This is a genomic window from Mycobacterium dioxanotrophicus (assembly GCF_002157835.1).
GTDB classification, from domain to species: domain Bacteria; phylum Actinomycetota; class Actinomycetes; order Mycobacteriales; family Mycobacteriaceae; genus Mycobacterium; species Mycobacterium dioxanotrophicus.
The window spans coordinates 4,338,086-4,350,914 of sequence record NZ_CP020809.1 but is presented as its reverse complement, the minus strand read 5'-3'; the positions used below and the strand labels follow the sequence as shown (position 1 = coordinate 4,350,914).

The 12,829-nt window shown below is 63.2% G+C and carries 12 protein-coding genes and 1 tRNA gene; 3 read left to right on the top strand and 10 right to left on the bottom strand.

Annotated features, from left to right (window positions below; translation table 11 throughout):
* Positions 1 to 154 precede the first annotated feature (154 nt).
* Positions 155 to 229, top strand: a tRNA-Val gene (locus tag BTO20_RS21185).
* Between the two features lie 118 nt (positions 230 to 347).
* Here the strand turns inward: BTO20_RS21185 and BTO20_RS21180 are convergent.
* Complete coding sequence (locus tag BTO20_RS21180; protein WP_232490811.1) at positions 348 to 1,544, bottom strand: site-specific integrase; 1,197 nt, start codon at positions 1,542 to 1,544, stop codon at positions 348 to 350.
* Positions 1,545 to 1,665: 121 nt separating this feature from the next.
* Between BTO20_RS21180 and BTO20_RS21175 the strand changes: the two genes are divergently transcribed.
* A complete protein-coding gene (locus BTO20_RS21175) occupies positions 1,666 to 1,917 on the top strand; it encodes a helix-turn-helix domain-containing protein (RefSeq protein ID WP_232490810.1) in 252 nt (83 codons plus the stop codon).
* A gap of 427 nt (positions 1,918 to 2,344) precedes the next feature.
* Positions 2,345 to 2,779 carry an Aca2/YdiL-like domain-containing protein gene (locus BTO20_RS21170; protein WP_087078132.1) on the top strand — a complete coding sequence of 145 codons (435 nt, stop codon included), beginning with the start codon at positions 2,345 to 2,347 and terminating at the stop codon, positions 2,777 to 2,779.
* Positions 2,780 to 2,976: 197 nt separating this feature from the next.
* Here the strand turns inward: BTO20_RS21170 and BTO20_RS21165 are convergent, their stop codons facing one another.
* The 9 genes from BTO20_RS21165 to BTO20_RS21125 all read right to left on the bottom strand — a co-directional run bounded on the left by BTO20_RS21165 (position 2,977) and on the right by BTO20_RS21125 (position 12,828).
* Positions 2,977 to 3,912, bottom strand: coding sequence for an alpha/beta fold hydrolase (locus BTO20_RS21165; protein WP_087078131.1), 936 nt, complete (start codon positions 3,910 to 3,912; stop codon positions 2,977 to 2,979).
* Between the two features lie 7 nt (positions 3,913 to 3,919).
* Entirely contained in the window at positions 3,920 to 4,180 is a 261-nt protein-coding gene (locus tag BTO20_RS21160) for a hypothetical protein (protein WP_087078130.1), read from the bottom strand.
* Positions 4,181 to 4,184: 4 nt separating this feature from the next.
* Positions 4,185 to 4,895: an exonuclease domain-containing protein gene (locus BTO20_RS21155; protein ID WP_087078129.1), complete on the bottom strand. Its 711-nt coding sequence runs from the start codon at positions 4,893 to 4,895 to the stop codon at positions 4,185 to 4,187.
* A 12-nt stretch (positions 4,896 to 4,907) separates the two neighbouring features.
* On the bottom strand, positions 4,908 to 5,306 hold the full coding sequence (locus BTO20_RS21150) for a DUF3310 domain-containing protein (RefSeq protein WP_087078128.1): 399 nt from the start codon (positions 5,304 to 5,306) through the stop codon (positions 4,908 to 4,910).
* A gap of 463 nt (positions 5,307 to 5,769) precedes the next feature.
* Positions 5,770 to 6,102: a hypothetical protein gene (locus BTO20_RS21145; protein WP_232490809.1), complete on the bottom strand. Its 333-nt coding sequence runs from the start codon at positions 6,100 to 6,102 to the stop codon at positions 5,770 to 5,772.
* Between the two features lie 52 nt (positions 6,103 to 6,154).
* A complete protein-coding gene (locus BTO20_RS21140; RefSeq protein WP_087078127.1) occupies positions 6,155 to 7,375 on the bottom strand; it encodes a MinD/ParA family ATP-binding protein in 1,221 nt (406 codons plus the stop codon).
* Between the two features lie 85 nt (positions 7,376 to 7,460).
* Positions 7,461 to 9,815, bottom strand: a complete 2,355-nt coding sequence (locus BTO20_RS21135; protein WP_087078126.1) for a hypothetical protein — start codon at positions 9,813 to 9,815, stop codon at positions 7,461 to 7,463.
* A gap of 2 nt (positions 9,816 to 9,817) precedes the next feature.
* The gene (locus tag BTO20_RS21130; RefSeq protein WP_087078125.1) at positions 9,818 to 12,490 is read right to left on the bottom strand and encodes an AAA family ATPase; all 2,673 of its coding nucleotides are present in this window, start codon (positions 12,488 to 12,490) and stop codon (positions 9,818 to 9,820) included.
* 23 nt (positions 12,491 to 12,513) lie between these two features.
* Positions 12,514 to 12,828, bottom strand: a complete 315-nt coding sequence (locus tag BTO20_RS21125; protein ID WP_070947098.1) for a hypothetical protein — start codon at positions 12,826 to 12,828, stop codon at positions 12,514 to 12,516.
* Between the last annotated feature and the right edge of the window lies 1 nt (position 12,829).

Below are 12,829 nucleotides of genomic sequence, written 5' to 3'. Positions count from 1 at the left end.
GTGTGAGTTCACTCACGTGGCGGTCTGGAGCGGCGGCCGGTGATGAATGGGATCCATCGGCCACATGGATGTCTGGCCAACGGTTGACCGGGCCCGCTGAGGTGGCGATTCTGGTTACGCCGGGAAGCCGTGCTAATGTTCCACGTCGTTCCCCGGTCTCGTAGCTCAGTGGGAGAGCGTCCGCCTCACACGCGGAAGGTCGCTGGTTCGAACCCAGCCGGGACCACCACAAATAGCCTGTTCAAAGGCGGTTGTTAGTGCTGCTGCAGATGTTCGACTGACTGCCGGATGACCCAGAGTGACCCGTTCAACTTTTTATTCTCAAACGCAGGTGACCCGCACCCGGGTCACTTGGCCGGCCGCGCTGTTGAGCCAGCAGTGATCACATCGAGCTTCGCCGCGGCGTCTGCTAGAGCGCTGTTGGTGGAGTGTGTGTAGACGCTCAACGTGAAACGAGCATCGGTGTGACCGAGCCACGCGGCGATGACGGTTTCCGGCACTCCGTTCAAATGCATGAGTGTGGCGCACGAGTGCCGTGCATCATGCAGGCGGACGTGTGGGAGACCGGCGTCTTTCAGTGCGTCGGCCCACGCATGCGTCACCGTATCCGGGTGCGGCGGCTTACCGAACTCGTCGACGACCACCAGACCGGTGTCGGCCCACTTTTCCCCCAGGAAAAGCTTCAACTCCGACTGGCGTTTGCGCTCGCGGCGCAACGCAACGGTGAGGTCGGATGTGAGTGGAAGCTCACGGATGCTGCTTGTGGTCTTTGGCGCCCCGGTCTCGCTGCCGCCGGGGATCGCGAGGCGCGCAGCGGAGATCGCGAGGGTCTTCGCGGTCAAGTCGACGTCATCCCATCGCAGCGCGAGGATCTCGCCCCGGCGCATTCCGTTCAGAGCGAGTCGCCACGCGATGTCCAGGGTTTGCCCGGCGGTTGATTTCAGCAGTGTCGCGATCTGTTCTGCGTCGAGTGTATTCAGTTTCGCTCGCTCCGACGGCAAAGGTTTCACGAGCGCGGCGACATTTCTGGCAACGGCACCTTGATCGACGAGATCGGCAAACACACTCCGCGTGTGAGCGAGCATCGGATTGATTGACGCAGGGGACCAGGCTGCCCGGGTCTTCTTTCCCTTCAGCTTTTCTGGCGCATTCCACGTGCCCATCGCGGATTTGCCGTCACGAAGAGCCTGCACCACCTGTTCGATGTCGTCTTTCGTGATCGACTGCACTCGACGGTCCCCCAAGTGGTCAACGATCGGGCGCAGTGCTGTGACATAGGCGCTCATCGTCTTTGGGCGGATGCGCTGACCCTGCAACCAGCTCTCCACTGCCTGTTGAACGGTGAGTTCGGCCGGCGCGACATGCGTGCCGTGGGCCACCTCCGAGATCAGAGTCGAGCGCCACTTCACGGCTTCTTCAACTGCTTTGAAGCGCTTCTTGTGCTGGAACCGTGTGCCGTCCGGCCGGCTGGCGTGGACGCGCACCTCGTAGCGTTTTCCCGCCGACGTCTCAACGACCTTTACCCACTCGGGTCTCCTTGCCATGTGCGCGAGCATGGCACGTGTCACCGCTCGATACGCAGTGGACGTGACAAGACACGGCGAAGCTCGGCGTGTCGGATCGGCTCACTGGAACCACTCACGTATACGCACCATGCTGTAGTGCATGACCAACCCCGACGAGCTGGCCGCCGCGATTGCCACGCTGCTGGCCGCCGCGCAACCCGCCCAGCCCGCGGCGGCACAGCCCACGCTGCTCACTGTGGCCGAGACTGCAGAGAAGTTGCGCTGCGGTCAGACTCTGATCTATGCGATGTTGAAGGACGGTCGGCTTGCATCGGTCAAGGTCGGACGGCGGCGACTGGTGAAAGCGGCAGACGTGGATCGCTTTATTGCCAAGGGCGGCGTCGCTGCGTGATCGGGCTTGCGGGCCCCGCTGTCCGCGCATTCAGTCCCCAGGCGACGGAAGTCTCATTTTCACAGCGCCGATGTGCGGATTCGGCAAAATGACTGGACTGCACCCTGTCGATCGAGGCAAGTGACAGCACAGTGACAACGGTCAGCAGCAAGAACGGTGACATCACGAGGTCGGTACTGTTTCCGGTGTGGAGAGTTTCGACGCGGTGGTTGGCCCGCGAGTGTGCGGCGTTCGCGATGAACTGGGACTGAGCCAGGACCGGGTGGCTCGCGCGGTAATCCCCGGGCCGAGTTGGACTGGCACACAAACCGAGTCGGTCAGCTTGAAGACTCGCGTATATGGATAGCGCGTTAACGCAGCGGAGTTCGCGGCTTACGCGCATGGTCGTGGACGAATCACGCACGGTGCTGCGAAACGGAGGGAGCAGATGATCGCAGACGGTCCGCAGAACTCCAGCGTGAAATCCTCCGCGCATTTGCGGACAATGCGGGAAGTTGCCGGGCTGTCGATGCGGGCCGCCGCGGATCTTTGTGGAGTAAGTCTGCGAACATGGCAGTATTGGGAATCGCCGGGGTCTGACCAGTCCATCAAGGACGACGTATACGAGCTTCTCGACGGGCTGCTTCGGCGGAAATCTCAGATGGTGCAGCAGTTCCTCGACGCTGTCGCTGATCTCGACGCCCGGCATTCGGCCGATGAGATCCCGCCGGTGTCGATCGTTCGATACCGGTCGCAAACTGAGCTGGAAGAGGTCTATCCCGACTTCCCCGGCGGAATCGGTCTACATAACGCGGTTGTATCTTCTGTGCTTGATGCGCTCGGTGAACGCCTTGTTGTCCAGTGGGCTCAGGAAGTTTCGTAGATCGGCGGCCCCGCCTGCGATCAGAACGCCAGGCGTCTGGGTGAACGCCGAAGTGTTGTTCCGTGGTTGACCCGGTCGGCGTCACTCCGTGGCGCACCTCGACAGTGTCCATCAAGTCTTCACCTGTTCGGCTACCTTGGCGAGGATCGACAAATATAACCGTCCCCGTTCCACCTGCGGTTTTGAAACTCTCCTGCTCACGAAACTGCAGCAGGTACACGGACGATCGGCTGCGCGGATTCGGAAGCAGCGATCGTATCGATGATCGCCTTGCCGACAAGGCTCGGAACCTGTTGAGGCAGCATGTGTCCGGCCCACGGGACGTGTAGATGCACAGCACCCGGAATGGCGGCGGCCATTTCCTCCGCATGTGCCGTAGGGGTAAGAACGTCCAGTCCTCCGGACAGCACTGTGGTGTGAGCGCGAATGCCTGTCAGTGCGGTGTGAACATCGAAGTCGCGCAGACTGGGCAGGAAGCCGACAGCAGTACGTAGCGATGTGTTGGCCAGCGCGCTGGAGACCACCGAGCTCAGCCCCCGCTGATTGATCCCACCGTGGGTGCTGAGCTGGTCGAGGACCAGTCGAAGTGGAGTCGTAACGGCGGTGGCGGCGCGGGGCGGGATGTGGCTGGCAATCTCGACGAGCCCGTCGAGGACCGGAAGGTTCAGTAGCTGGCCGACTCCGTGTCGTGCAATCCGACCGGATGCAGTAGCGCACAACACCAGTCCGCGCACTTCGGCGGTGCACCTGTGGGAGATGCGTGACAGGTAGGTCAATGCGACCATCGCCCCGAGCGAATGGCCAATCAGGGTGACTGGTCCAACAGGGGCGATAGCGGTGAGGAGGTCGTCGAGGTCGTCGGCGAGCTGGTCGACGTTATAGGTATGGATGGGGGTAGGGGACGACTCTCCGTGACCACGATGGTCATATCCGATGGCGCGTGCTCGGCCGTCGAAGCGCTTTGTCACCTCATGGATCTGAGCGTCCCACGCGGTGCGGTCCAGGCACAGTCCGTGTAGGAACACCGCGGTGCTGTGGGCGTCGGGCCTGCCCCACTGGGACACTGCTAGTGATGTTCCGTCACGGGTGAGGATGCGTTGCTGGCGGGGCTTCAGTCCATGTGCGACGGGCATGGCGGTATTACCTCGTCTTCCCGTGGCCGGCTGTGCTGGTGCTCAACATCAGCGTCTGTGCGGGGAGGCGGCCCGCTACCGTGCGCAGGTAGGTGTCGATATCGTCGGCAGGTATCGGGTCAGGCCACACCAGCACGGTCAGTGATCCGTCGGTAAAGATGACCTCGGTCTTGTGCCAGAACGTGTTCGGGGCGTCGCCTGGCTGCATTCCGGGTGGCCCGCCAGTGGCGTAGGTAAGAGGGCGGATCCCGTCGGTGCCGGCGCTCATGTGCCTACGCCTCGGGGGAGGCGAGGTCGCCGATCCCGTACTGGACGGCGAAGGCTCGGATGAAATCAAGGGATCGGCGACAGTCGCTGACGGTGCGGTGCATGGAGGGGGCGACCGCGTTGGTGAGTGCGGCGTGCCTGTCCGGGTCTATGAACCGCGCCAGTTCGAGTAGGGCTGAGGCGTCGATCGTGCGGTGGTTGAACCGGGAGAACAACTTCGGCATATGCCGTTCCAGGAACGGACCGTCCAACGAACGGATGGAGCTGCCGACCATCGGAACCGGTTGAGTGATCTGGTGTTCGTCAAGGAACTTGCGGATTTCTCGGGCCCCGTTCCGTCGGCTGGGCGACACGACTCGGTTGGAGTTGGACAGGTCCGTGGGGGCGAGGAATCCGCAAGGGTTCAGGAGGTCAGCGATCAATCCGTTGTCCAGGTGCATGGCTTGCGCCATGGTGAGCTCCGCATCGTCGCGACAGGCAGTGGCGGAACCTGCTGCGGCGCCTGTAGTCACGATGAAGCTGTTCCAGCGCTGTTGAATGCGAGACGCCCAGGCCGTGGTGGAGTCGGTCACTAGGAGCACGCTGCGGTGGTCGACTTCACGCAGTGTGTTGTCGATGATGACAACACCGACCTCGAGGATGAGGTCATGTCTCGGGTCGAGTCCGGTGGTTTCGATATCGATGACGGCGAGGTTGCCGGTTCCGGCGTCGGACACGGTGTCTCCTCGTCAGATCTGCGCCGGCGCGTGTGCGAGTGCGTCTCGCAGTGCAAGCACCGCCGCCTCTGCGTCCGCCCAGCGGCGACCTGCGACGGCGCGATAGAACATCGCGGCGTCGGCGTCGGTTTCAGCGTCGGCGACCTGCAGCAGCAACTTGGCGGCCTTGCGGGGAACGCGGCGCAACTTTGGTGCGTGGTTGCGCGCGTCGGCGAGGAGGAAGAGCGACTTTTCCAGGTCCTGCAGCGGATTTCCCTTGTCGCCTCGGCGCCATACGTACTTCACGGCGTTTCCCGGGTCGAAGCTGAGTTGGCGGGTGACCTCGATGCATTCGATACCGCTTGGATGGTTGGTGTAGTGCGACGGATGATTCACCGGGTCATGGCTGGTGGCGAGGTCGACTGCGGTCATCTCAATCCTCCTGTATCTCTAAAATAGAGATTAACACGAGTTGCGGTCCGTCGACCAGTTAGCAGGGGGAGGGAGGGCAGTGGGTTGGGGCTCACGGCCACGGGTGCCCGGCCGCCGATCTCGCCGCGTACCTCTGAGTGCTCTGCTGCGATCGTGCTCGGCACAGCACAAGACCCTGGGCCGGCGCGTGGTGATGCTGGGGTGTTTCCTTGGCGCCGAAACGCTTAATCCACCGCGCTGTTGAATATGTGGGCCCGGTGAGGCCCCGGCCCCTGAAAAACGACGATGCCCCACAGACCGTCACGGTTCCATGGGGCATCGTCGGAGCCGGCATTTAGTCCGACAGCTCCTCGCCCTCGAAGTCACGGTTACCAGGAAGGTGCTCCGAGCATGCGTTCAAATCGTCGGGCTCATCCCTGGCCCCGCTGGCAAGGTAATGGTCAAGCGCTCGGACATGCGCCGGTCAGGATTTCTTGACCCGCAGCGTTCCCAGGCCTTTGCCCGTGAGCACCTTCGGGCTGGCGAAGCCGGTCTCCACCAATTCGGAAGCGGCGTTGTTGAACTCGACTGCGGCCTCGTTGACGATGTCGGCCAACTTGGCGATGTCGGCGTCGACCTCAGCCTGAAGTTCGGCCACGCGCGCCCGACCGGCCTCACGTCCGGCCTCGAGATCGGCGGTGGACTGGTCGTAGAAGCTGCGCAACTCGCGCAAGGTACGCAGACCCTCGGCCAGTCGTGCAGCGTCGGCGGCGTCCTGGTCGGTGCCGACGTAGGTCTCGTTGATGGTGTCAGTCACGGGAAACTCCTTCTATGGTCTCGGGTTCAATGCGGTGGTGTGCGTGGATCAGTTAGTCGGCGGGGAGTCGGCTCATCACCTCCGCCGCCAGCCACACGAATGGCAGCCGGGTGTCCTCGTCAAGCAGGTCCAGGCTCATCGGACCCCCCTCGCTGATGTGTTCATCCCACGGGATGGTGACGACTGGGAGTTGGTAGGAGGCGTGGATCCGGTCCCGCTCGGCTGCCACGTCGATGTGGCCCTTGCCCGGTCGCGTCTGAGTGAACACGACCACCGCGTCTCTGAGCAGCTCCACGTACCGCCCACCGAACCGCTTCAATGTTTCGATCAGAACGTGCAACTCGTCGATCGAGTCGGCGGCAGTGGATGCTGCCAGCACCAGTTGGTCGGTCTGGGCCAGGCCCTGGTGATACACCTGCGAGTCGATATTGAGGCCGAAATCGAGAATCGACAGGTCGAACCACTTGGACAGTTCGCCCAGCGCCCGCTCCAGTTTCTCCGCGGTCAGGAACCCCGCACCGTCGGCCGTGCTGGCACCGAGCACCCGTAGCCCGGACTTGTCGGTGAGCAGATAGCTGCTCACATCAGAAGCGCGGTTCAGGTCTTGGTCCGAAGCCAGAGACATCACCGAGGCGGGGGTCTGGTCGCTGACCTTGCGCACACGGTCTGTGAGATTTCCCAGCGGGTCAATCGACAACGCAGCTACTTTCATCCCGCGGTGGGCCGAGGAGATGGTGGCCCCCATGTTCAGAGCTATCGCGGTCTTACCCGCCGAGCCTTTCCCCGAGACGACACCGACCCGCTTCGGTGCTCGCAGCGTGCGCCGGATCTGAGCGATCCGCTGGTCGTACGCGATCTCATCGGCCCCCTTGGACAGGTGCAGCCAGAAAATCTTGTTCGCCTTCGCGCGCCAGCCGCGTTGAGCGCCTTCGGTGCGACCCTCGATGATGCGCTCGGCGCGACCGGTGTCGGCAGTGGCCACCGGTCGGCCAAGGTCCGCCGGGGCGACGGGCCGACCGAAGTCGGCAGGAACCGCGGGCCGCCCGATCACAGTGACATCGTCGTACTGGCCGGCGGGTGCCCACTGCGCCGCAGTGGCGGTCCGTCCGCCCATCCCCAGAGGAGGCGGTACCGGCGCGCCGTTGGGGATGGGGTCGGTGAAAGCCGGCGGGGGAGCCGGGGCTGGACGGTCGATGAAGTCGTTGGCCGCGGGCGCGTTGCGGTACTTGTCCCGCATGCGCCGAACGTTGGGCTGCTCGGGTGGGACAGTCATGGTCGTTTCTCCTTGGCGGTTCGATTCCTGGTGGGGCACATGGTTGCAGCGGCGACCAAGTCCACGCCGCACGCGGCGCGGGTGATCACGTCGGATCCCCGAAACCGTCACCGCTGATGCGCACGACACGTTCGTCGGGGTCAGAACTGAGCCGGATTCCGATACGCGTATCGGTCGGGTCGATCGTGAAGACTGCGCGTTTCCCGTTGGCGGCCAGGACTGCTCCTATCAGCTCCCGTTCGACCTGCAGTGCATCGGCTGCAACGAAGTCAGGGAGGGGTGCGCAGAACGATCCCGGGTGTCGGATGCTTCCCGAACCGCTGCCTGACTTCGTTGCAGACGGCGCGGGTGCGGGGTTCGTGACAGGTTCTTCGCGCTGTCTCCACCGACGCAGCCATCCTCTGTTCCACTGCTGCTGCGCATTGACCGCAACAGAGGAGGCGCCGGATTCCTTGGCTGTGTCCGACAGTTCGGCGGACACAGTTGGAACCAGCGCGGGGCCCTGCGACACATCGGGAACCCCCAGCGCCGGTGCTGGTACCGGTTCGCGGTCGGAGCGGAACGGGCGCAGCCACGACTTGGCCCGGCGCACTACCGGGCGCCCGCGCGCGACGACCAAGGTCGCCCCTGCGGCACGGGCGGCGATGTCGAGTGCGGGGTCGGCGTAGACGTTTCCGGCCACGGGGACCGGTTCCGGTGCCGGTAGCGGGTCTCGTGCGTGCCGCGCCGGGTCGGTCAGCATCGACGCCGGTGACATGAACGGGGCAGCCTCGATCGCCGGTACAGAACCCGGCGCCGACAGCGGCGGGGGAACTAGACCCGACGCGGCCGGAAGCGCGGCCCGGCCCGCCAGGTCACCGTCGTCATCAGGGGAAGAGGCTGGAGCCAACACCGCGGGGCTGACGTAGTGGCCGAACACGTCGGCATCCGAATCCAAGTGACCGTTGACTCGCCGTTGCTCCTGGCCTTTGGGATCGGGGCCGGAGTGTGTGTTGTTGCCGAACACCGTTATGGGAGGCACAGGGCTGGCAGAGGCCGCGGCAAGCGATGCCGCTGGCTCGATAAGTTGTTCGACGGCGGCAGCATCCTCTGCGCTGATTGTGCTTTCCACGGTGGCGCCTTTCGATCCGCGCGTTGCCTTTTCAGCGGCGGCACTTCCCTGCACAGTGTCGGCGGGGTTGGCGGCCAGCTTCTTTTTCTGCTCGTCGTCATGAGCGTTGCGGTGCTTCTTCCACTCGTCCGAGCCGAACTTGAGCTTTCCGGGGATAGTGCTGAACTTCGCGGCCGGTGAAATTCCGAACATCTGCTGAAAAGTGATGTCCGCGTTGGCGTGCAGCAACCGCACCAGGACACCGGTGTTGGCGGTGACGCGGATGATGACCCACGACGAGACCATGAATCCGATGCCGAGCGACACCATCAGCCCGTAAACCTGAACCTCCGGATTGTCGGTGAGGCCCAGAATCTGGGTAGCGAGACCTGAGACTGTCGCAGGCAGCGCGACAGCCACCATCGACGTGATCACTGCCATGATGAGATGGCTCGCGGCGTGGGCGAAGGCCTTGGACAAAGTGTCGAATCCGCGACGCTTGTGGACACTGCCCGCAGCTGCCCACCCCGCGCCCACGAAGCAGGCCACCGACACTGTCAGGTGCACGACGAACTTCCAGCTCGCTACCACGGCGAACACGAACATCGGCAGCGCCGGCAGCACCAGCATGACGATCGCGGTGATGACGGTGTCAGGTCCGGCCGCGTTCTGGCCTTCGACGAAGCAGCCGGTGTTCACAGACAATCCCTGCCCGGAGGCCATCGCCTCCGACCACAGCTTCTTGCACGAGTCGGTGAATTCGTGGCCGTAGTTCAGTGCGATCGCCGGGGTGCGAATCGACTGGTCGACCAGCGCGTGGCCGGTCGAGAGCGTTGTGTCGTTGGCGCTTCGGGTGACCGCCGAAGCCAGTCCGGTCGAGAAACCGTTGGCTGTTTCGAAGACTTTTGCGATGATCGCGAACGGGTTGTTGGTGAGAACAATCACGGCGATCACCATGGCCAGTGCGGCGCCGATCCGGTTATAGACCTCGGTGGTGAACATGCTTCCGGCGGTGGAGGCTAGCCGTGACCGAAACACCGAGAACGTCACCAGAGCCAGACCTGCGCAGGCGATCGCCCACGGCGGAAAGAATGCGAACAGCGGTGCGCAGAACCGCTGATACGCCTCCGAGAGCGGGGTCATCCAATTCGCCGACGACAGCACCAGACCGAGCAGAGCGTTGGCCGGCACCACCAGGAACTTGTACAGCTCGAAGACGACGCTGGTGATCATCCCAAAGATCCACGAATCCTGGTGCAGGTATTGGCTTCCCAGGAAGTGCAGGCGATACCGCGCGGCGCCGGCACCGGCGGAGTCGGTGGCGGTGAACAGATCCAGGAACGAGGCCATGGCTACGCAACTCCTCGCGGCGTACGCGGCTCTGCGTCGAGATCGGTCTCACGGATCATCTTCGAACTGCGGGTGTCGGCGAAACGGGCTAGCGACGCCGACAGGATCGGCAGGAACTGCACTCGCACGATGTTGCTGTTGCCGTCGTTCCACCAGCCTTCGCCCTCGCGGCCGGCGCGAGTCCGGGTGTTGTCGTCGGGATCTGGCGGTGAGGTCTGAGTGACCATCATGTTGATCAGCGAATCCAGTATCGGCATGTCCATGTGCTTGAGAGCGGCCCGCGCGTTGCCAGCCACCTTCTGCCCGAGGGCTGCCTTCTTCTCGATCATCGCGTAGTTGTGATCGAAATCCTCGCCATGCTGGGATCCGAACACTCCAAAATTTGCGTCTTTTCGCGCGGTGCGGTCGGGCGAACGGACAAGTAGTTCGACAACGTCCTCGTTGCCTTTGAGGAAGCTGATCTCGTCCCCGAAAAACACACACGTTCCACGGATCTGAGCGAACCGGTGAGCCGTCATCCGTGCGATAGACCCATACACCGAAGCTGCCCACTTGTTCAGATCGGTGGCGTTGTCCGGGTTCTCGCCGCGGTAGACCGGAAGCTCATGGGTGCGAAACACAGTCGAATACGGAGTAGACCCGGACTCCATGCGTGCAGCCAAATCAGCCAGGTTGTCGAAGGGTGGCAGGCCCATGTCCCCGTGTCCGCGCTCCGGCGGGTCGATGAAAGCCCGCGTGTATGGGAGCGCGGCCCAGTGCTCGAAATTCAGCGACAGGGCCCGGGCTTCGGCGTCGCCGGTGGTCTTGAGGAACCCCATCAGCTTGCGGGTGCTGTTGATGCCCCGTGGATTGCGGAACAAAGGGTTGAGGACCTTGGCGAAGTACGCCCCCTCAGGCGACTTTGTCTCAAATCCGAACAGCGGCAGGTAGTGCGCCATCATCGCGGTCTCCGCCAATGGGGATGGAAGGCACTTGAGGAAATCCATCGACACCGGCCCGCCGGGTGAGTCTCCCGTGGCTGCATTGACCACCTGGGTTCGTGCGATCTGGCGGGCGAACACCGCCCACTCTCCGTGCTTGGAGTGATCTACCACGGTGGAGTACCGATTGAGCAGCGTGACGAACAGCAGGATGAGCTTCATCAGGTTCGACTTGCCGCGACCTTGTGCTCCGGTCAACGCGATTGACCCGTTGCCGCGTTCGGTCGCACCGAGGATGTCGAGCAGGATGATCTGCCCGTTGGCGTTCTCCTTGTTGATGGCGATGGGGATGCCGACGGCATCTCCGGCGAAGCTGCGCCGGATCGGCATTGCCCCAGAGAACAAGCGAGCGGTAGTGGTCTGCAGCAGATCATTGCCCAGACGAGTACGCCGCGACCCTGGCATCATCATCGTCCACAGTTCCTTCTGACCACCAACCGGCAGGAGCGGAGTGAAACCGTTGGATCGGAACCGCTGCTGCAACGCTGCGACCCGGCCGGTGAGCTCGTCGAGGTCGCTAGATCCGAAGGCGAAGATCGCGGCGACCTGCATCCCTCGCGGCCCCGACTCGGCGCGGATCGCGTCGTGGAACCGGCGCAGTTCGGCTCGGCGCTTGTCGTAGTCGTATGCCTCGAATTCATCGGCGGAATTGGCTTCGCCTTCAGACACCAGGTCGCGTTCGGTATCGGACACGCTCTTGGTGTCGACCAGATCTTGCGAGAAGCGAAGACGCAGAGCGAAGTCGGCATCACCGCCGATCGCCTGGTCTACCAGGTAGGTGAAGCTCGACACCTGGTCAGTGAATCGGGCAGGGTAGCGGGCGATCCCGAACAGTGACTGATACGACGTCACGCCGTCGGGGAGTTCGGCGATGCGGGCTTTGCCCGGGTGCGATATCGCCATCACCGTTCCGGCTGACAGTGTGCGGAAGCGCTTGAACAGCGAGGTCTTTCGGTCGATCTTGGAGAGTTTCTTGGTGTAGTCGCGGCCGGCGTCGAGATCGCGCAGGAACGTTGAGTACAGCGCCGTGGCTTCAGCAGCTTCATCGAACACGACCTCCGGGTAGGCCCGCTCGGTCGGTGTCACCGCACCGCTGCGGGGCGGCGGAAGAATCGGAACAGTCAAACCACGCGTGGTGGCCCGCTCGAAGTACCAGTCGACGAGTTCGGGGACAGTGCGTACCGGCCGGAACTCTGGTGGAATCGCTGCGAAGCACCGTTTCTCGAAATCGCCGAGGTCGGCCCAGTCCAGGCCTTCGTGAGGGTCCGTCTCGACCAGCGTCGAGACCATGCGCTCAGAAATCGTGCGACGTGATGGCTGGCTGATCGAGAGCCAGTACACGCGATCGAACTCTACGAACTCGCCGCTGACCATCCGCTGGTAGAACTCGTTGATCAGATGCTCGAGGTGACGGTAGCGGTCTGGTTCCCAGTCCGGGATACCTCCGGTAATTCGTCGATGCGTCGAGAGCGGATCGACGCGCACCCGCGAACCTGCCAACAGGATGTCGTCGGTGGGGATCTCCGACAGCGCAGTGAGCAGAAGTTCGTGGGAGTCTTGCGCGGCCGCCGCAGTCTCTGGTCGATAGCTATTGACGTTGAGTCCGGTGAGTAGGTAGTTGCACCACACGCTGCCGTCTTCGGAGAAGACCAGATTTTTGCGGCGTTTGCTGAGCGGCGGGATGTGGTTGCCCATTGTGCGTGTCCTTCCGGGCCGGCTCAGATGCCGGGGAGGTCGAAGTTGGCGCTGTGCCGGTGGCTGAGTCCACGTCGCAGCAGGGAGAGTGCGGTCAATTCGGAGAGCACTCCGGTGTTGTCGATGCGGGTCAAGATCGCGACGTAGACACTGACTGCGACGAACCCGGCGGCGAAGACGGCCGCGGCGATCAACGGGTTGGCAACCATGACGACGATGAGCGCGCAGGCCATCAACAGAAGGATGGCGATGACCGCGAATGGGCCCATGCGCACCCCGCCGATTTTGGCCACCATGCGCACGCCTTTGACATCGTTGAAGATCCTGAAGGGACGCATC